14 protein-coding genes and 1 other RNA gene are annotated in these 18,955 nt (G+C 60.2%); 4 read left to right on the forward strand and 11 right to left on the reverse strand.

Annotation, left to right across the window (positions count from 1 at the left end; all coding sequences use genetic code 11):
• Positions 1-6: 6 nt before the first annotated feature.
• Complete coding sequence (fnr, locus tag ACEN9A_RS20065; RefSeq protein WP_258670165.1) at positions 7-741, forward strand: fumarate/nitrate reduction transcriptional regulator Fnr; 735 nt, start codon at positions 7-9, stop codon at positions 739-741.
• Between the two features lie 78 nt (positions 742-819).
• Positions 820-1,368, forward strand: a complete 549-nt coding sequence (locus ACEN9A_RS20070; RefSeq protein WP_019579893.1) for an adenine phosphoribosyltransferase — start codon at positions 820-822, stop codon at positions 1,366-1,368.
• A 63-nt stretch (positions 1,369-1,431) separates the two neighbouring features.
• Here ACEN9A_RS20070 and ACEN9A_RS20075 read toward each other — a convergent pair whose 3' ends face one another.
• The 4 genes from ACEN9A_RS20075 to dnaX form a co-directional block, all read right to left on the reverse strand.
• Positions 1,432-2,580, reverse strand: a complete 1,149-nt coding sequence (locus tag ACEN9A_RS20075; RefSeq protein WP_258670169.1) for an acyl-CoA dehydrogenase family protein — start codon at positions 2,578-2,580, stop codon at positions 1,432-1,434.
• Positions 2,581-2,655: 75 nt separating this feature from the next.
• Positions 2,656-3,258 (reverse strand): recombination mediator RecR, encoded by a 603-nt coding sequence (gene recR / locus ACEN9A_RS20080; RefSeq protein WP_019648283.1) that lies wholly within the window; start codon positions 3,256-3,258, stop codon positions 2,656-2,658.
• A gap of 274 nt (positions 3,259-3,532) precedes the next feature.
• Complete coding sequence (locus ACEN9A_RS20085; protein ID WP_007933349.1) at positions 3,533-3,871, reverse strand: YbaB/EbfC family nucleoid-associated protein; 339 nt, start codon at positions 3,869-3,871, stop codon at positions 3,533-3,535.
• Between the two features lie 67 nt (positions 3,872-3,938).
• Complete coding sequence (dnaX, locus tag ACEN9A_RS20090; RefSeq protein ID WP_019648282.1) at positions 3,939-6,026, reverse strand: DNA polymerase III subunit gamma/tau; 2,088 nt, start codon at positions 6,024-6,026, stop codon at positions 3,939-3,941.
• A gap of 145 nt (positions 6,027-6,171) precedes the next feature.
• Between dnaX and ACEN9A_RS20095 the strand changes: the two genes are divergently transcribed.
• On the forward strand, positions 6,172-6,915 hold the full coding sequence (locus ACEN9A_RS20095) for a substrate-binding periplasmic protein (RefSeq protein WP_258670173.1): 744 nt from the start codon (positions 6,172-6,174) through the stop codon (positions 6,913-6,915).
• Positions 6,916-6,945: 30 nt separating this feature from the next.
• Here ACEN9A_RS20095 and ACEN9A_RS20100 read toward each other — a convergent pair whose 3' ends face one another.
• Positions 6,946-8,646: a putative bifunctional diguanylate cyclase/phosphodiesterase gene (locus ACEN9A_RS20100; protein WP_258670175.1), complete on the reverse strand. Its 1,701-nt coding sequence runs from the start codon at positions 8,644-8,646 to the stop codon at positions 6,946-6,948.
• A 408-nt stretch (positions 8,647-9,054) separates the two neighbouring features.
• Between ACEN9A_RS20100 and ACEN9A_RS20105 the strand changes: the two genes are divergently transcribed.
• On the forward strand, positions 9,055-9,369 hold the full coding sequence (locus ACEN9A_RS20105; RefSeq protein WP_007933342.1) for a helix-turn-helix domain-containing protein: 315 nt from the start codon (positions 9,055-9,057) through the stop codon (positions 9,367-9,369).
• 184 nt (positions 9,370-9,553) lie between these two features.
• On the opposite strand, the gene ffs is transcribed toward ACEN9A_RS20105, so the two are convergent.
• From ffs to ACEN9A_RS20135, 6 genes are all read right to left on the reverse strand, one after another.
• An RNA gene (gene ffs / locus ACEN9A_RS20110) (signal recognition particle sRNA small type) lies at positions 9,554-9,650 on the reverse strand.
• 195 nt (positions 9,651-9,845) lie between these two features.
• Positions 9,846-11,009, reverse strand: a complete 1,164-nt coding sequence (locus tag ACEN9A_RS20115; protein WP_258670179.1) for a zinc-binding metallopeptidase family protein — start codon at positions 11,007-11,009, stop codon at positions 9,846-9,848.
• A gap of 163 nt (positions 11,010-11,172) precedes the next feature.
• Positions 11,173-13,530 carry an NAD-dependent DNA ligase LigA gene (gene ligA, locus ACEN9A_RS20120; RefSeq protein ID WP_258670182.1) on the reverse strand — a complete coding sequence of 786 codons (2,358 nt, stop codon included), beginning with the start codon at positions 13,528-13,530 and terminating at the stop codon, positions 11,173-11,175.
• 156 nt (positions 13,531-13,686) lie between these two features.
• Positions 13,687-14,538: a cell division protein ZipA gene (gene zipA / locus ACEN9A_RS20125; protein ID WP_019579886.1), complete on the reverse strand. Its 852-nt coding sequence runs from the start codon at positions 14,536-14,538 to the stop codon at positions 13,687-13,689.
• A 258-nt stretch (positions 14,539-14,796) separates the two neighbouring features.
• The gene (smc, locus tag ACEN9A_RS20130; protein WP_258670185.1) at positions 14,797-18,285 is read right to left on the reverse strand and encodes a chromosome segregation protein SMC; all 3,489 of its coding nucleotides are present in this window, start codon (positions 18,283-18,285) and stop codon (positions 14,797-14,799) included.
• A gap of 2 nt (positions 18,286-18,287) precedes the next feature.
• On the reverse strand, positions 18,288-18,947 hold the full coding sequence (locus ACEN9A_RS20135; protein ID WP_019648276.1) for a GntR family transcriptional regulator: 660 nt from the start codon (positions 18,945-18,947) through the stop codon (positions 18,288-18,290).
• Positions 18,948-18,955 lie beyond the last annotated feature (8 nt).

The following is an 18,955-nucleotide window of genomic DNA, read 5'->3' on the forward strand; positions in this document are numbered from 1 at the left end:
AAAGAAATGTCCGAGCCAGTAAAACTGCGCGCTCATAACCAGGCCCATTGCAAGGATTGCAGCCTGGCCCCTCTCTGCCTGCCACTTTCTCTGAATCTGGAAGACATGGATGCGCTGGACGAAATCGTCAAACGTGGTCGCCCGCTGAAAAAAGGCGAGTTTCTGTTTCGCCAGGGCGACACGTTCGATTCTGTTTATGCAGTCCGCTCCGGTGCCCTGAAGACTTTCAGCCTGAGCGATGGCGGCGAAGAGCAACTCACCGGCTTCCATTTGCCGAGTGAACTGGTCGGCCTGTCAGGCATGGACACCGAAAAGCATCCGGTCTCGGCGCAAGCCCTGGAAACCACTTCGGTGTGCGAGATCCCGTTCGAGCGCCTCGACGAACTGGCCCTGCAACTGCCACAACTGCGCCGTCAGTTGATGCGCGTGATGAGCCGCGAGATTCGTGACGATCAGCAAATGATGTTGCTGCTGTCGAAGAAAACCGCCGACGAGCGCATTGCCACCTTTCTGGTCAACCTGTCGGCCCGTTTCCGCGCCCGGGGGTTCTCGGCCAACCAGTTCCGGTTGAGCATGTCGCGCAACGAAATCGGCAATTACCTGGGCTTGGCGGTGGAAACCGTGTCCCGGGTGTTCACCCGCTTCCAGCAAAACGAACTGATCGCCGCCGAGGGCAAGGAAGTGCACATCCTCGACCCGATCCAGCTCTGCGCCCTGGCCGGTGGCTCGATCGAAGGTTGATCCTTTCACGGTGGCTGAGCGAAACGGTTCAGCCGCCGTTATACTGCGACGTTTGCAGCCCGCCAGGACACTTCGACGATGGTCTTCGACTCCTTCGACATCAAATCCCTGATCCGCCCCGTGATCGACTTTCCCAAGCCGGGCGTGATCTTTCGCGACATCACCCCGCTGTTCCAGTCGCCCACGGCCCTGCGCCTGGTGATGGACAGCTTTGCCCATCGCTACGTCGAGGCCGACTTCACCCACATCGGCGCCATGGACGCGCGCGGGTTCCTGATCGGTTCGATATTGGCGTATCAGTTGAACAAGCCATTGGTGTTGTTCCGCAAGCAGGGCAAATTGCCTGCCGACGTGCTGGCCGAAGGTTACGCGACCGAATACGGCGAAGCCTTCCTTGAAGTCCACGCCGACAGCCTGTGCGAGGGGGATTCGGTGGTGCTGTTCGATGACCTGATCGCCACCGGCGGCACGCTGATTGCGGCGGCCAACCTGGTTCGGCGCATGGGCGCGCGGGTGCATGAAGCGGCGGCGATCATTGACTTGCCGGAGCTGGGTGGTTCGCAACGGCTGGAAGACATGGGGATTGCGACTTTCTGTCTGACGCAGTTTGCGTTGAGCGATAAGTAAGCGGCGTCTGGAAGGACGCCTTCGCGGGCTTGCCCGCGATGGCGTCAGTTGCCACACCACCAACTACAGCCCCATCTGCTTGCTGATAATCTCGTTCATCACTTCCCGCGTCCCGCCACCAATCGACAGAATCCGGTTATCGCGGTACAGCCGCTCCACCAGACTTTCACGCATGTAACCCATACCACCCAGAATCTGCACCGCGTCGGTGGTAATGCGATCTGCCGTGTCTGTAGCGAAATTCTTCGCCATGGAAATCTCTTTGATCACACTCTGCCCGGCTGCCATTTTCGCCGCCTGGCGGTAGGTGAATTCCCGAGACACCTCCAATGCCGTGGCCATTTCCGCGAGGCGGTGCTTGAGCACCTGGAACTTGCCGATGGGTTTGCCGAAGGCTTCACGCTGACCAGCCCATTTCAGGCTCTCCTCCAGCGCCAACTCTGCGGTCATGTTGGCCATCAGCGCCAGAGCCAGACGCTCGCTCTGGAAATTACCCATGATGCAGGCAAAGCCCCCGTTTTCGGCACCGATCAAATGGCTGGCCGACACCCGGCAATCATCGAAAAACAGCTCGGCGGTGTCGGACGCCCACCAGCCCATTTTCTTCAACTGACGACCGACGGTGAAACCCGGCGTGCCCTTCTCGATCAGCAGCAAACTGATGCCGCCGAATCCCGGCTCGCCGGTGCGCACCGCCACGGTGTAGACATCCGCGCGAACGCCGCTGGTAATGAAGGTTTTGCTACCGCTGACCCGGTAAAAGTCGCCATCACGCACGGCGCGGGTTTGCAGGTTAGCGACGTCGGAGCCGCCGCTGGGCTCGGTGACGGCCAGGGCGCTGATCTTCTCGCCCGCCAGCACCTGAGGCACTACGCGATCGCGGACTTCGGGCCTGGCCCACTTGAGGATCGGCGGCAGGCCGATGTCCAGCGAGCCCAGCCCCGCGACCAGACCACCGGAACCGCAGCGCATCAGTTCTTCACTGGCGGCGATCTTGGCGAACACATCCCCTTCGTGGCTACCGCCCAAGGCTTCGGGATAGCCGATGCCCAGAATCCCCGCCGCGCCGGCCTTGAGGTAGAGCTCACGAGGGAAGCTTTCAGCTTCTTCCCACTGATCGATGTCCGGAAGAATCTCGCGCTCGACGAAACGTCTGACGCTGTCGCGGACCAATTGGTGGCTGGGGTCGAAGTATTCCTGGAAGGCAGGCATCGGCGAACTCCACTGAAGGTTCAGCGAAGTTAACCGAGCGCTTGCTTGGTATTCAAGTGAGGATTGAAGATGCGGTTACAGCGAAATCGGCTTACGCCCGGCAAACGAATGCGCCAATGTCCCGCCATCCACCAGTTCCAGCTCGCCACCCAACGGCACGCCATGGGCAATACGCGAGGCAACCAGGCCTTTGTTGCTGAGCAGTTGGGCGATGTAATGCGCCGTGGCTTCGCCTTCCACCGTCGGGTTGGTGGCGAGGATGACTTCGGTAAATGTGCCCGCCTCTTCGATCCGCGCCATCAGTTGTGGGATGCCGATGGCTTCCGGCCCCAAGCCGTCCAGAGGCGACAGGTGGCCCTTGAGCACAAAGTAGCGACCGCGGAAACCGGTCTGCTCCACCGCGTACACGTCCATCGGACCTTCCACCACACACAGCAAGGTGTCGTCGCGGCGTGGATCGGCGCATTGCGGGCACAGATCGTCTTCGGTCAGCGTGCGGCACAAACGGCAGTGGCCCACCCCTTCCATGGCCTGGCTCAGCGCCTGGGCCAGTCGCGAACCGCCGCTGCGATCGCGCTCAAGCAGTTGCAACGCCATGCGCTGGGCAGTTTTCTGACCCACACCCGGCAAAATTCGCAGGGCATCGATCAGTTGGCGAATCAAAGGGCTGAAGCTCATGGGGAAAAGTCCGACATAACAACGAGACGCGGTTTATACCCGCGCCTCTGTTTAGCGTCAAATAGCAGCGTCAATTACCCTGTGGCGAGGGGGCTTGCCCCCGTTCGGCTGCGCAGCAGTCGTTAAATCAGTCAATACAGCTTTCAATGCTGGGCCCGCTTCGCGAGCCAACGGGGGCAAGCCCCCTCACCACAGGGTAAACCGCAGGCAGAAACAAAAATGCCAGGCGCGATGCCTGGCATTTTTTTTAACCCATCCGACCCGCGCTGGCGAATCAGAATGGCAATTTCATACCCGGTGGCAGTTGCATGCCAGCGGTCATGCTGCCCATTTTGTCCTGGCTGTTGGCTTCGATCTTGCGCACGGCATCGTTGACGGCGGCGGCGAATACAGCCTCCAGCATCTCTTTGTCGTCTTCGCTCAGGCCTTCGACCAGGCTTGGATCGATGGTCACGCGCTTGACGTCGTGACGACCGGTCATTACCACGGTGACCATATCGCCACCGGCCTTACCGGTGACTTCGGCGTTGGCCAGCTCTTCCTGCATCTTGGCCATTTTTTCCTGCATCTGCTGCGCCTGCTTCATCAGGCCGGCCATGCCACCTTTCATCATGGGAATCACCTCAAAAGTACTTGGATAAAAACAGCGCCCGGCGAGTGCGGCCAGGCGCCTTCAGTTATTAGCCCTGACTGACCAGGGCCTCGACAGGTTCAATAGTATCGTGACGGACCACCGCCCCGAACTGCTGCATCATTTGCTGGATGAACGGATCGCCATGGATCGATTCCTCGGCCTCGCGCTGACGGTCGGCACGACGCCGGGACGCCGCCTGGGCCGGGGTTTCCTGCTCGGGCTTGATCAGCTCAATGCTCAGGGTCAGCGTACGCCCGTGATGCTGGTTCAGCGCATCGTTGAGGCGACGTTGTTGCGTCGCGTTGAACAGGGCGCTGTGGGCCGGGTCCAGGTGCAACAGCCAATTGTCGCCATCGACGGCGATCAGCGTGCAGTTGGCGGCGATGCTGCCGGTCATGCCGGACACCGGCAATTTCGGGAACAACTCCAGCCATTGCAGGGCCAGGCCGGTGGCCGGCATCGCGGCCGGTTCAGGCTCGGGCTGCGCCGCAGGTTCGGCGGTATGCTCACTGGCCAGATCGTCGAGGTAGCTGTAGGCCGAATCCATGTCCGGCTCGATGTAGTCCTCGTCCAGCGGCGGTTCGTCATCCAGGTCGATGCCCGGCGTGGCGGCATCGACTTCGGCCACGGACGGTTCCGGAATCGGCGCAGCGGCCCACTCAGGCGCATCCGGCACCACGCTGTCGGGCGTCGGCATGGGCATCGGCGGTAATTCGGGTTGTTCACCGGCCGTCTCCAGCACCGGCTCGACAGCAGGCTGCTGGACAACCTCGGGCTCTACCGGATCGTTCCAGGGCAGATCGACGACTTCTTCGACCGCTACGGGCTCGACCACTGGCTCGGGCTCAGGCACCGCCACCGGCGCGACGGGTTCAGGCGCAACGGCCGGGACAGGTGCTGGTGCAACCACGGGCGCCACTGGAACCGGTGCCACGGCCGCAGCGACTACCGGCGCAACAATCGGCGCGGCAGCCACTGAGTTTGCGGAATCAACTGTGGCCTGGCTGATCCCCACTGGCTTTAGCGGTTGCCTCGGAGCGTCCTCGGTGTCTGCTGGCCTGAATGCGAGCATTCGCAGCAGGACCATTTCGAAGCCGCCGCGCGGATCCGGTGCCAGCGGCAAATCCCGGCGACCGATCAGGCCCATCTGGTAATAGAACTGCACATCTTCGGCCGGCAGTGCCTGGGCCAGTGCCAATACGCGATCACGGTCGCCATGGCCGTTGTCGACACCTTCAGGCAGGGCCTGGGCGATGGCAACACGGTGCAACACGTTGAGAATTTCCGAGAGCACGCCGTTCCAGTCCGGGCCTTGCTCGGCCAGATGGCGCACGGCTTCGAGCAACGCCTTGGCATCGCCTTCGATCAGCGCATGCAGGACGTCGTAGACCTGGCCGTGATCGAGGGTGCCGAGCATCGCCCGCACGTCGGCGGCCAGAACCTTGCCTTCACCGAAGGCGATGGCCTGGTCGGTCAGGCTCATGGCATCGCGCATCGAACCGTCGGCGGCGCGACCCAGCAGCCACAGCGCATCGTCTTCGAACGGCACGTTCTCGACGCTCAGCACATGGCTCAGATGCTCGACCACCCGCTCAGGGGTCATGTTCTTCAGGGAGAACTGCAGGCACCGCGAGAGAATCGTTGCAGGAAGTTTCTGCGGATCGGTGGTAGCCAGGATGAACTTGACGTAGGGCGGCGGCTCTTCGAGGGTTTTCAACAGCGCATTGAAGGAATGGCTGGAAAGCATGTGCACTTCGTCGATCAGGTAGACCTTGAAGCGCCCGCGGCTCGGCGCGTACTGCACGTTGTCGAGCAGCTCGCGGGTGTCTTCGACCTTGGTCCGGCTCGCGGCGTCGATCTCGATCAGGTCGACGAAGCGGCCTTCATCGATTTCGCGGCACACCGAGCACTCGCCACAGGGCGTCGAAGTGATACCTGTTTCACAATTCAGGCATTTGGCGATGATCCGCGCGATGGTGGTCTTGCCGACCCCGCGGGTACCGGTAAACAGGTAGGCGTGGTGCAGCCGCTGGCTGTCCAAGGCATTGATCAGAGCCTTGAGCACATGGGTCTGGCCGACCATTTCGCGGAACGAGCGCGGACGCCATTTACGTGCAAGAACCTGATAACTCATCGAAAACCGTCGCAGCGAAGGAAGCAGAAGCGGCTAATGCTAGCGGAGCAAGGCCAAAATTGCATCCGGTGCGCTCGTCTATTCTGGCTAAGCTGCACTTTGAGGAGCTTTTATCAGCTCAGGCTTGAGCCGTACCGGAGCATTTATGCACTTTGCCTTGGGGGCACTGCTATTAGTCAGCCTGAGCGTCGCGGCCGCCGAAGTGCCGTTGCGCTTTGTCGTGCCGGACAGCTGGGCCATGCCCTTGGTGCAAATCGAGCGCGACCGGCCGACCCAGGGAATTCTGCACGACATCATGCTTAGCCTGGCGACTCAGGTCGGCGCGCCGGCGCAATTTCACGTGTTGCCTCGGCCGCGAGTACAGAACGCCATGGAACACGGCGAAGCCGATGTGCGCTGTTTCGTCTCACAAGACTGGTTGCCGACCCCGTCCGGCGACTATATCTGGAGCGTTCCGCTGCTGGTTCAGCGCGACATGCTGATTGGCCGGCAAGGCCCACCCGATTCTGTCAATCCAGCGGAACTGCCACAACAGTCGATCGGCACCGTCCTCGGCTATAGCTACCCGACCCTGCAACCACTGTTCGACGCCGACCGGCTGCACCGCGAGGACGCACGCAATCAGGAACAGGTGCTGGAAAAGCTGCTGGCTGGACGCTATCGCTACGCGGTGAGCAACCAATGGACCCTGGACTGGTTCAACCAGCGCCTGCTGCCCGACCAGCAACTGAAAAGCGTTGCGCTGGTGCAGGAACAGCCTATCAGTTGTTACGTGCGCAATGACCCGAAAGTGCCGGTACAACGCATTTTGCGTACGTTGCAGCAAATGAAAACGTCGGGGGAGATCAATGACATCATCCGGCTCTATACCGGTAACCCGCCCCCGTAGCAGCTGCCGAAGGCTGCTATATAGAGCGAGTCAGGCTATTTGATCGAGTGCCTGCCATTGCGACGGGGCGACAAACCCCGCCACCCAGGCCGGCACCTCGGAGGGCGGCATCGGACGGGCGATGAAATAGCCTTGAGCGACTTCGCACCCCAGCCGCAACAACAACTCACCGTGCTCAAGGCTTTCCAGCCCCTCGGCAATCACCTGCCGACCGAATGCGCGGGCCAGGCCAATCACCGCCGTGGTCAGGGCCAGGTCATCCCGGTCATTCAGAATGTCACGCACAAATGACTTATCGATCTTGATAGTCTGGGTGCGTAAACGCTTGAGATAACTCAGGGACGAATAGCCGGTGCCGAAATCACCCAGGGAAAACTGCACCCCCAACGCCTGACAGGCCTGCAAACAGGCGCTGACATGCTGGATATTCTCGATCGCCACCGACTCGACGATTTCCAGGTCGAGCATCCGCGGGGCAACCTGAGCATGCCGAGCGAGTACCTCTCTGAGCCGGTCGACGAAATCCGCGCGCTGAAAATGTCGCGCCGCGATGTTGATACTGATCGGCCAGCCCTGCCCCGCTTGCTGCCAGCGGTGCAACTGCGCCAGCACCTGGTCCATCACCCATTCGCCGATATCGATGATCAGGTCGGTATCCTCTACCAGCGGCAAAAACTCCCGAGGCGGCACCATGCCGTTTTGCGGGTGCTGCCAACGCAGCAAGGCCTCGAAACCGACGACCTCGCCACGACGCATGTTCACCTTGGGCTGAAAGTGCAGGCGAAATTCACCGGCGACCAGCGCCTGACGCACCCGCTCGACGGTCTGGTGCGTGGCCTTGACCTCTTGATCCCGGGACACATCGAACAGATGAAAGCGGTTTCGCCCGCGCTGCTTGGCCACATACATCGCCTGGTCGGCATGGCGCAGCAGGGTTTCGGCATCTTCGTTGTCATGGGGAAACAGGGTGACGCCGATACTGGCAAACACATTGATGTCCTTGCCGTGCAATGTGTATGGCGCCGAGATCGCCCCAAGCACGCGACTCAACGCTGCGCGCAATTCCGGCAGATCACGCACGTAACGCAACACCAGCACGAACTCGTCACCGGCCAATCGCGCCACCACATCTTCGCCGCGCACAATGTCACGCAGACGCTTGGCCACTTCCACCAGCAACATATCGCCACTGGCGTGACCGTAGCCGTCGTTGACCGCTTTGAACCCGTCGAGGTCAAGCATGCACACTGCCAGCGGAATGTTTTCCTGCCGGGAAAACTCCAGCGCCTGATCCAGCAAATCCGACAGGAACGCCCGATTGGGCAGCCCGGTCAGCACGTCATGCCCGACCCGCCATTGCAGGGATTGCAGCAATTGGCGTTTTTCGCTGATGTCGAAACGAATCGAGAGGTATCGATCAACGAGCCCGGTGGTGTCGTCGAGCACCGGCACCATGGTGCTGTCGACCCAATACAACCTGCCATCCTTGGCGCGATTACAGATTTCGCCCTTCCAGATATTGCCCAGGGCAATGGTGCGCCACATGGCAGCGAAGAAATCGGCGGAATGCAGGCCGGAGTTCAGCAGGCGATGGTTTTGCCCCAGCAATTCCTCGCGGCTGTAGCCGGACACGACGCAGAATTGATCGTTGACGTAAGTAATCCGGCCGTTCAGATCAGTCTCGGAAAAAATTGCGGCGGCATCCACGGCCCTGCGGTATTTCTCATCCATGAGTGAGGCTCACTGTCGCTAGCGGAGGTACCGCTCGACCAGTGCAGGATGCCCGGAAGAGATGTTTTGAGACGTACAGCGCAGAGACACGTTATCACTCCATGAACAGCATTTGATGGCCCCCGGACCGCCGAAGATCAACTAGTCTCGGGCAAGGTAGCAACACCGACTCTGGTAACATTTCGCGAGGGTTTCAGACCGCCAACGGCTTCTCTGCACACCCGGCAAGGGAAGACAATGCTGGCTGTTTCATATCGCCTAAACTTCAGACAGCAGATCATCAAACCCCCCTCCGAAGCGGCGATTCTACGAAATGCATCACATTTTGCAAAGCAAGGTGATGGATCATGCAGTTGCCTAATGCAAAAATCTATCGTTAAGTTCTTGATTCTAAATGGGAATTGAGCGATGCAAATTTCAAGTTTGGGTCCAGCCATCCGACGCTACCGCAAGGTCGCAGGGCTTACTCAGGCTGAACTCGGCGAAAAAACCGGTTTTGACCCCAAAACCATCAGCCGCTTCGAAACTGGCACCTATACCCCCAGCGTGGAAGCATTGTTCCTGCTTGCCGACGTGCTGGGTGTGAAGCTGAAAGCCTTTTTCGCAGATCTAGGCGACGAAGATGAACAGCGAGCGTACCTGTTCAGCGTCATACACAAAGCCACCCCGAAGGATCTGGGAAAGCTGATCGCAGCGGTTGACCAGGCCTTGTCCAAGCCTTGATGCTAACAAACAAAAAAAAGAGGCCGACCTGTCGAATGCGACAGATCGGCCTCCTTTTTTATATCCCGCTGTTTCATTCGGAAACGCGATAAACCGCCCTGGATGAGCTCCATGGCAGGGAAAGCAAAACAGTATTTTTAGATAGAACACACGAAAGAGGGTTCGTGTTGCGTTATGGAGGCAACCCCACCAGCCACACCCCGGCACACAATGTTCCCGCTGTGGCTGCTTCCTTCCGGATCTGACCAGGTTCACGGGTAATCGTTGCGGGGGGACCGATGGGGTCACCATAACGACGCTCACCTGACGGCGAGCCGCGCCATTGTACCTATCTGAGACGAAGTTACAACCGTTCGGGCGGATTAAAAAACATGAGCCGCTTCAAGGACATGCGCAGGCCTGAAAAGATCGCGACCTGTAGCAGCTGGCGCAGCCTGCCTTCGGCAGCTGCTACAAGGCTGCGATCTTTTGATCTTCTATTGCACCAACACTTCATCTGCCCGGCCGCCCTCTTGCTGGATCACCAGGTGAATGAAGTGCAGCCTGGCGATCACCGCCGGCGGCAAGACGAACGGATAGAAATCCGGCTGCCCCATGCTGCGTGACAGCTCGTTAAGCATGCCGGCCAGCTCGATCCACGCATTGACGAACGACAGGAACGCCGGACCGCCGGGGTGCTGCGGATCAAACAGCGTGCTAGGTGGAAACGGCTGATAGTCGAAATCCATTTCCCGCGCACTCATGCCAAAACACAGGGCGGTGTCCACCGCATCCATCATGTGCAGGTAGTGAGCCCAGGTTTCCGCCCAGTCTTCCCAAGGGTGCATGGTGGCGTAGGCGCTGACGTAATGTTGCTGCCAGTCGAGCGGCGCACCTTGTTGATAATGCTGTTCAAGGGCCTCGGCGTAGCTGGCACGCTCGTCGCCGAACAGGCCGCGGAACGGTTCCAGCCAGGCACTGTTGGCGATCAGTCGGTCCCAGTAGTAATGCCCTGTCTCGTGCCGAAAGTGACCGAGCAGCGTGCGATAGGGCTCGTGCATCTGCACGCGAACCTGCTCGCGGTGGGCGTCGTCGGCTTCTTTGATATCGAGGGTGATCAGGCCGTTGGCGTGCCCGGTGGTCGGCGGCTTGCCTTCGAGGTCGATACCGATGAAATCGAAGGCCAGACCAGTCTCTTCGTCTACTGTTTTGGGAATGACCTGCAAGCCCAGGCTGAGCAACTGCGCCACCAGACGACGCTTGGCGGTTTCCACTTTGCCCCAGCGCTCGTGGTTCTCGGGAATCGACAGGTCGGGGATGGTGCGATTCAGGCTACAGGCGATGCACAACCCATCGTGATGATTGGCCGGCAATAACCAGTTGCACGCAGCCGGGGAGTCGAGATTGGCGCAACGGCGGAAAATACCGGCGTCAGGGTCGGCGTCAAGCAACCAGGTATCCGCTTGCGGGCCGGGTTGCAGCGACGACAAGCGACTTTGCTGCGACTGATAGCCCAGCGCCGCCGAACAGGCCAGGCACTGGCTGTTGCGAAAGAACAGCGACTGCCCGCAGCGACAATGCCAGACCTTGCTGTTGCGCGAATGCTCACCCATAAAGGGCGCGGCGATGCGCGAGCTGAGCTGTTCGAAGAAGCGGTACATGGCGATCTCTCTTTGGGGACTGCCAAGACTAGATCATTCCTCTGCAATGATCGTTCCCACGCTCTGCCTGGGTAAAATCAAAAGATCGCAGCCTTCGGCAGCTCCTACAGTGGAAAGGCGTACACCCGTAGGAGCTGTCGAAGGCTGCGATCTTTTGGCGATCTTAAACGTCGATACCGTGCTTCTTCAGAAACTCGACAAACGCCTCTTCATCCAGCACCTTCAACCCCAGCTCATTGGCCTTGGCCAGCTTCGAACCTGCGCCCGGCCCGGCGACCACGCAATGAGTCTTGGCCGATACCGAACCGGCCACCTTGGCCCCGAGGCTTTCAAGTTTGTCCTTGGCAACGTCGCGACTCATCAGTTCCAACGAACCGGTCAGCACCCAGGTCTGCCCGGCCAGCGGCAATCCTTCGACGACTTTTTTCTCGCTCTGCCAATGCATGCCAAAATCGCGCAGCTGCTTTTCAGCGGACTCGGCGAGCTGACGATTTTCTGCGACCGCAAAAAACTCACGCACCGAATTTGCCTGTTTCTCCGGCAGCGTCTGACGCATGTCCAGCCAGTCAGCATTCATCACCGCTTCAAGCGAGCCGAATTTGTCGGCAAGCTTCTGCGCCCCGCCCGGCCCGACCGAAGGAATGTTCAGCTTGTCGAGAAAACCGCCAAGCGTGGTGCTTGCAGCGAATTCGGCAGCCAACGCTCCCTGATCCTGAATCTGCAGGCCGTGCTTCAACAGATTGGCGATCACCTGCTGATTATGCGGGTCTTCAAAGAAGCTGTGAATCTCGTGAGCCACTTCCAGCCCGACATCCGGCAGGTACGTGAGCACTTGCGGCAACGCCTGCTGAACACGCTCCAGCGAGCCGAGAGACCGCGCAAGCACCTTGGCCGTCTCTTCGCCGACATCAGGGATACCCAAGGCATAGATGAACCGCGCCAGACTCGGCCGCTTGCTGTCTTCGATAGCGCCGAGCAGGTTCTTGCTCGACAGCTCGGCAAAGCCTTCAAGGTCGACGATTTGTTCGAAGGTCAATGCGTACAAATCGGCTGGCGAATTCACCAGACCTTCATCCACCAGTTGCTCGACGCTCTTCTCGCCCAGCCCTTCGATGTCCATGGCGCGACGCGAAACGAAGTGAATGATCGCCTGCTTGAGTTGCGCACCGCAGGCCAGACGGCCGACGCAGCGATACACCGCGCCTTCGCTGACAGTCTCGCGACCCTTGCTGCGCTTGACCAGCTGCGTACGCTCGACATGCGAACCGCAGACCGGGCACTGCTCGGGAATCTGTACCGGTCGTGCATCCTCAGGACGACGCTCGATGACCACTTGCACCACTTGCGGAATAACGTCACCGGCGCGACGGATGATCACGGTGTCGCCGATCATCAGCCCCAACCGCGCAACCTCATCCATGTTGTGCAGCGTCGCATTGGCCACGGTAACGCCGGCGACCTTGACCGGTTTCAAGCGTGCCACCGGCGTCACGGCACCGGTGCGGCCGACCTGAAACTCCACATCGAGCAACTCGGTGAGTTCTTCCATCGCCGGGAATTTATGCGCGATAGCCCAACGCGGTTCGCGAGCACGAAAACCCAACTCGCGCTGGGAGGCAATGCTGTTGACCTTGAACACCACGCCGTCGATTTCATAGGGCAGCGCATTGCGGCGTTCGCCGATGTCGCGGTAGTAATCCAGGCACTCATCGATGCCACGAGCCGATTTCAATTCATGACTGATCGGCATACCCCAGATCTTGAGTTGCTGCAGATTGCCAATGTGCGTGTCGGCGATATCGGCGGAAACCTGGCCGATGCCGTAGCAGCAGAATTCCAGCGGACGGTTGGCGGTGATCTTTGAATCCAGCTGCCGCAAGCTACCTGCCGCCGCGTTCCGCGGATTGGCGAAGGTCTTGCCGCCGACTTCCAGTTGCGTGGCGTTGAGCCGCTCGAAACCGGCCTTGGACATGAACACTTCGCCGCGCACTTCCAGGGTCGCCGGCCAGCCGCTGCCATGCAGCTTGAGCGGGATATTGCGCACGGTGCGCACGTTGACGCTGATGTCTTCGCCCGTGGTGCCATCGCCGCGAGTGGCGCCGCGCACCAGCATACCGTCCTGATACAGCAGGCTGACCGCCAGGCCATCGAGCTTGGGTTCGCAGCTGTACTCCACCGCTGCGCCGCCACCGAACAGGTCGCCGACCGGCAGGTCCAGCCCTTCCGTCACCCGACGGTCGAACTCGCGCATGTCGGTTTCTTCGAAGGCGTTGCCAAGGCTGAGCATCGGCACTTCATGACGCACCTGAGTGAACGCCGACAGCGCCGCACTGCCGACACGCTGGGTCGGCGAGTCACTGGTGATCAGCTCGGGATGGGCCGCTTCAAGGGCCTTGAGCTCATGGAACAAGCGATCGTATTCGGCGTCCGGAATGCTCGGCTCATCCAGCACATGGTAGCGATAGTTGTGCTGATCGAGCTCGGCGCGCAGCTCTAGAATGCGGGTTTCGGCGGCAGTCATGGGTGTTCTCTCATAAAGCAAAAGAGCAGCCGAGGCTGCTCAATCTCATTTCATCAAGATCAAGGGATCGCAGCCTCGTTTCACTCGACAGCTCCTACAGAAAATCGCGAACCCTGTAGGAGCTGTCGAGTGAAACGAGGCTGCGATCCTTTGACCTCAGCGCTTCTGGGTCAATGCGCGGCGTTCGAATTCGACGATGCGCTGACGGTAGTGCTCAATTGTCTGGGCGGTCAGCACGCTGCGCTGGTCGTCTTTCAGCTCGCCGTTCAGCTCCTGGGACAGCTTGCGCGCCGCCGCTACCATCACGTCGAAGGCTTGCTTCGGATGACGCGGGCCTGGCAGGCCGAGGAAGAAGCTCACCGCCGGGGTGCTGAAGTGGTCGATATCATCCAGATCGAAAACGCCCGGCTTGACCGCGTTAGCCATGGAGAACAGCACTTCGCCGTTACCGGCCATGCTTTCGTGGCGGTGGAAAATGTCCATCTCGCCGAAACGCAGACCGCTTTCCAGAATGTTCTGCAACAGCGCCGGGCCCTTGAAGCCGGCCGGGTCGCGGCAGATCACACTGATCACCAGCACTTCTTCGGCTTGTGGCTGATCTTTTTCAGGCGAGCTGGCGGACTTGCTGTCATCCGGGAAATCGTTGTCACGGCTGCTGAAGCTCGGGCCGCCGTCCAGGTCCAGGCTGAGGTTCATATCGCCTTGCGACGGCTCGCCATGGCCACGCTTGCCACGCTTGGAACCCGATTCGCGCGGTTCACGGGCAGGCATGCTCACCGACGGCAAGTCGTGCTCGTCCAGTTGCGGTTCTTTCTGGGTGTCCAGCACGCGGGGCGGGCCCAACAGCTCGGCGCTGGTGTCCTCGTCGGGCAGGTTGGACAGACTTCGGTCAAGACGGAATTTCAGTTTTCCCTTGCCGCCGCGCATGCGACGCCAGCCATCGAAAAGAATACCGGCAATGACAATAATGCCGATGACGATCAGCCACTCGCGCAGACCGATTTCCATGTAATCCCGTGCCTCTATAAAAAATGCTGAAAAATAAGGGGTTTACATTGTGTAAACCGCTTTAAAACGTGGCGCCAACTCTATGTTCTGACAGGCGTTTTGCCCACGCATACGAAAAATTGACATTAAACTAGCACGACCAAAGATAACTTTACACCGTCTGTCACATTGGCTTGCGCGAATATGTCGATTGGCCAGCAAGTCAAGCCAGGTAAAAAAGCCCTACAGCTCAAAATTACCTGCCCTACATGCAATGACTCAGGCGTCCACCATGGCCATCGCCTCCTCCACATCCACTGCCACCAGACGCGAGCAACCCGGTTCGTGCATCGTCACCCCCATCAATTGATCGGCCATTTCCATGGCGATCTTGTTGTGGGTGATATAGATGAACTGCACCGTCTGCGACATCTCTTTGACCAGCCGCGCGTAGCGTCCAACGTTAGCGTCATCCAATGGTGCGTCAACCTCATCGAGCATGCAGAACGGCGCCGGATTCAACTTGAAGATGGCAAATACCAGGGCCAATGCGGTCAGGGCTTTTTCGCCACCGGAGAGCAAATGGATGGTGCTGTTCTTCTTTCCTGGCGGCCGCGCCATGATCGTCACCCCTGTATCGAGTAGATCTTCGCCCGTCAGTTCCAAATAGGCGCTGCCTCCACCGAAAACTTTTGGGAAAAGGGCCTGTAAACCGCCATTGATCTGATCAAAGGTATCTTTGAAGCGGTTCCGGGTTTCCTTGTCGATCTTGCGAATCACGTTCTCGAGAGTGTCCAGTGCTTCCACCAGATCGTCGTTCTGGGCATCCAGATAACGTTTACGCTCGGATTGTTGCTGGTATTCGTCGATGGCCGCGAGGTTGATCGCGCCGAGGCGCTGAATCCGCGCGGCAATACGCTCGAGTTCTTCTTCGGCGTCTTTCTCGCTGACCCCGGCCACCAGTGTGGCGAGCACGCCATTGAGATCGTAGCCGTCTTCGAGCAATTGATCCTGCAAGGTCTTGCGTCGCACCGTCAACGCTTGCCATTCCATGCGCTGCTGTTCGAGCTGGCTGCGAATCAACTGGGATTGCTGCTCGGCCTGAGTCCGGCGCTTTTCGGCATCGCGCAGTTCACGGTCGGCGTCTTCCATGGCGATTTGCGCGGTCTTGAGCTCTTCGTCGACAGTCATGCGTTTGTCGAGCAACTCTTCGAGCTTCAGCCGCAGCTCTTCCAGCGGCGCCTCGCCCTCTTCCAGGTTGAGGCTCAGCTGTTCGCGCTTCTCGGTCAGGCGCTCTGCCTGCATTTCCAGCCGCTCAAGAGCCTGACGGGTGGAATCGTGTTGCGCCTTCAGCGACCCCAGGCGCACCGCCAATTGATGCGCATGGTCCTTGTGCTGCCGGGCTTCCTGGCGCACCCGGTCGAGGCGTTCGCGCAGGCTGTCGCGCTGGGCCAGCAGCAACTCGCGCTGCTCGGTATCCACCGCCATGCTGTCGAGGGCTTCCTGCAATTGCAGGCGCGCTTCGCCGATGTTTTCGTGTTCCAGGGCGCGCTGTTCGCTGAGCTCGGTGAGTTCTTCATCGAGACGGCTGCGGCGCAGGGTCAACTGTTCGACCTTGGCTTTACCAGCCGACAACTGGGCTTTCAACTCACCCTGCTGACGCGCTTCGTCTTGCAGCAGACGGCGTAAATGTTCGCGGCCGTTTTCCTGCTGACGCTGTTGCGCCCTGAGATTCTGAAGCTGGGTTTCCAGAGTTTCAACCGTGGCTTCGCGCTCTTCGCGCTCAAGCCCCAGCCGCTGGATTTCCTGGCCACGGGCGAGCACGCCGCTTTCTGCCTCGCTGGCCCGACGCACGCGTAAAAAGTGCCTGCCGACCCAGTAACCGTCGCGGCTGATCAGGCTTTGGCCGGCAGCCAATTGCCCGCGCAAGGCCAAGGCCTGTTCAAGGCTGTCGACCGGCTTGACCTGCCCCAGCCAAGGCGACAGATCGATCTGCGCCTCGACCTTGTCGAGCAAACTGCCGGGCATGCGCACGCCATCGCTGGCCGGGCTGAGCAGGCGCAGATCGCCTTGGGCAAACCCGGCCAGATCGAAATCACCGAAGTCGTCCACCAGCACCGCTTGCAGGTCGGCGCCGAGCACGGTTTCCACCGCCAGCTCCCAACCCGCTTCAACTTTCAGGCCTTCGGCCAAACGCGGACGATCCGCCAGATGCTGTTCGCGCAGCCATTCGGCGGTGCCGGTGCCCGGATCGAGCGCGGCTTGCTGCAAGGCTTCCAAAGATGCCAGCCGACCGTTGAGCCGCTGCAAATCACCTTGGGCTTGTTGCTGTGCCGACAGCGCTTGCTGCAATTCCTGACGCAGTTGCTCGAGGCGTTCAACTTGCGCTTCTTCACTGGCCTGCAAGTCTTCCAGCGTCGCCTCGGATGCGGCCAACTGCTCGCTGAGTTCCATGATCGCCGCGTCTTCCGGGTCTGCCGAGAGCAGCGCGCGCTCTTCGGCCAGACGCTTCTGGCGATCGGCCAATCGCTCCATGCTGGTTTCCAGCTGCTGGATCCGCGACTGCTGAACTTCAGCCTGGCGACGCGGCTCGGCGGCGGTGAGGTTGAAAGTGTCCCACTGCTCCTGCCAGCCGTGCATGGTGGTTTCGGATTCTTCCAGTGCGGCGGCGGCTTCTTCGGCGGCGGCGCTGGTGACTTCCTGTTCCGGCGTGAGCATGTCCAGCTCTTCGCCCAGGGTCAGCAGCAAGGTGCGGTCATGGCCCAAGTGCGATTCGGTTTCCAACCGCGCGCGCTCGGCTTCTTTCAGATCGTCCTGCAATTGACGCAAGCGCTGCTGGCCGTGCTGGATGCTCTGCTCGACCCGGGCGATGTCGCCGCCGACCGAATAGAAGCGCCCCTGCACCAGATTGAAGCGCTCGGACAGGTCGTGATGCCCGTCACGCAGGCGTTCGATGGCCGCGTCGGCGTTGCGCTGCTCGGCCACCAGGGCTTCGAAGGTGATTTCCTGGGTGCCGATGATCGCTTCGCGCTGGCCAACCTGCTCGTTCAGCGCCTGCCAGCGCAGGGCTGACAACTGGGCCTTGAGCTGACGCTCTTCGCCCTTGTATTCCTGATACTTCTTGGCCGCCTCGGCCTGGCGGTGCAAGCGTTCAAGCTGACGCTCGAGCTCTTCGCGCAGGTCGGTCAGGCGGGCCAGGTTTTCGTGGGTGCGGCGGATGCGGTTTTCGGTTTCGCGTCGACGCTCCTTGTACTTGGAGATGCCCGCCGCTTCTTCGATGAAATTGCGCAGGTCTTCGGGCTTGGATTCGATCAGCTTGGAGATCATCCCCTGCTCGATAATCGAATAGCTGCGCGGGCCGAGGCCGGTACCCAGAAAAATGTCGGTGATATCGCGGCGGCGGCATTTGGCGCCGTTGAGGTAATAGGTGGTCTGGCTGTCGCGGGTCACTTTGCGGCGAATGGAAATTTCCGCATAGGCCGCCCATTCGCCGAGCAAGGTGCCGTCGGAGTTATCGAACACCAGTTCGATGCTCGCCTGGCTCACCGGCTTACGGCTGGTTGAGCCGTTGAAGATGACGTCGGTCATCGACTCGCCGCGCAAGTTCTTGGCCGAGCTCTCGCCCATCACCCAACGCACGGCGTCGATGATGTTCGACTTGCCACAACCATTGGGCCCGACCACCGCCGCCATGTTACTGGGGAAGTTCACCGTGGTCGGGTCGACGAAGGATTTGAACCCCGCCAGTTTAATGCACTTGAGCCGCACGCTTAAGCGACCGTCAAGGCAGAAACCACCAGATCGCAACTGCGCTGGGCATACGCCGTCAGCACCACGCGGATCTGCGCAAAGTCACGGGCCAGCACGGCGGCCAGCAGGCGTTCGAACAGTTCCAGGAACTCGCTCATCGAGGCCTTGCGCTGCTCCAACGCCAGGAAATACGCACGGCTCATGGCCGGCTGCAGATTCTCGACGGTTTCCTGCAAGTACGGGTTGTTGGCGAACGGATACGCGGCGCGCATCACGCTGAAGCTGTCGTCGACGAACGTGCGGATGTCCTGGCGTTCGTAGCTGGCGGTCAGGCGCTGCTGGATCTGCAGGAATGGCACCATGTCGGCCTGGACTTGCCAACCGCTGGCCACGGCGTTGCCGAGCAATATGTACAACTCGCTCATCAGCGTGCACAGGCTCTGCACCTTGTGCGCCGTCAGTTCGGTCACGTGGGCGCCACGTCGCGGCAAAATCGCGATCAAGTGGCGGCGTTCGAGGATCAGCAAGGCCTCACGGACTGAACCGCGGCTGACATTGAGGGCCAGCGTGACCTTCTGTTCCTGGATGCGCTCCCCCGGCTTCATTTCGCCGCGAATGATACGTTCGGCGAGGTGGTGAGCGATTTGCTCGGCGAGGCTGTCCGGCGCCTTGAACGTCATGGTTGTCC

Source organism: Pseudomonas sp. Pseusp18 (genome assembly GCF_059506005.1).

Coding starts and splice junctions, on each gene's coding strand:
- fnr (WP_258670165.1), top strand. CDS start 7: ATGTCCGAGCCAGTAAAACTGCGCGCTCATAACCAGGCCCATTGCAAG.
- ACEN9A_RS20070 (WP_019579893.1), top strand. CDS start 820: ATGGTCTTCGACTCCTTCGACATCAAATCCCTGATCCGCCCCGTGATC.
- ACEN9A_RS20075 (WP_258670169.1), bottom strand. CDS start 2,580: ATGCCTGCCTTCCAGGAATACTTCGACCCCAGCCACCAATTGGTCCGC.
- recR (WP_019648283.1), bottom strand. CDS start 3,258: ATGAGCTTCAGCCCTTTGATTCGCCAACTGATCGATGCCCTGCGAATT.
- ACEN9A_RS20085 (WP_007933349.1), bottom strand. CDS start 3,871: ATGATGAAAGGTGGCATGGCCGGCCTGATGAAGCAGGCGCAGCAGATG.
- dnaX (WP_019648282.1), bottom strand. CDS start 6,026: ATGAGTTATCAGGTTCTTGCACGTAAATGGCGTCCGCGCTCGTTCCGC.
- ACEN9A_RS20095 (WP_258670173.1), top strand. CDS start 6,172: ATGCACTTTGCCTTGGGGGCACTGCTATTAGTCAGCCTGAGCGTCGCG.
- ACEN9A_RS20100 (WP_258670175.1), bottom strand. CDS start 8,646: ATGGATGAGAAATACCGCAGGGCCGTGGATGCCGCCGCAATTTTTTCC.
- ACEN9A_RS20105 (WP_007933342.1), top strand. CDS start 9,055: ATGCAAATTTCAAGTTTGGGTCCAGCCATCCGACGCTACCGCAAGGTC.
- ACEN9A_RS20115 (WP_258670179.1), bottom strand. CDS start 11,009: ATGTACCGCTTCTTCGAACAGCTCAGCTCGCGCATCGCCGCGCCCTTT.
- ligA (WP_258670182.1), bottom strand. CDS start 13,530: ATGACTGCCGCCGAAACCCGCATTCTAGAGCTGCGCGCCGAGCTCGAT.
- zipA (WP_019579886.1), bottom strand. CDS start 14,538: ATGGAAATCGGTCTGCGCGAGTGGCTGATCGTCATCGGCATTATTGTC.
- ACEN9A_RS20135 (WP_019648276.1), bottom strand. CDS start 18,947: ATGACGTTCAAGGCGCCGGACAGCCTCGCCGAGCAAATCGCTCACCAC.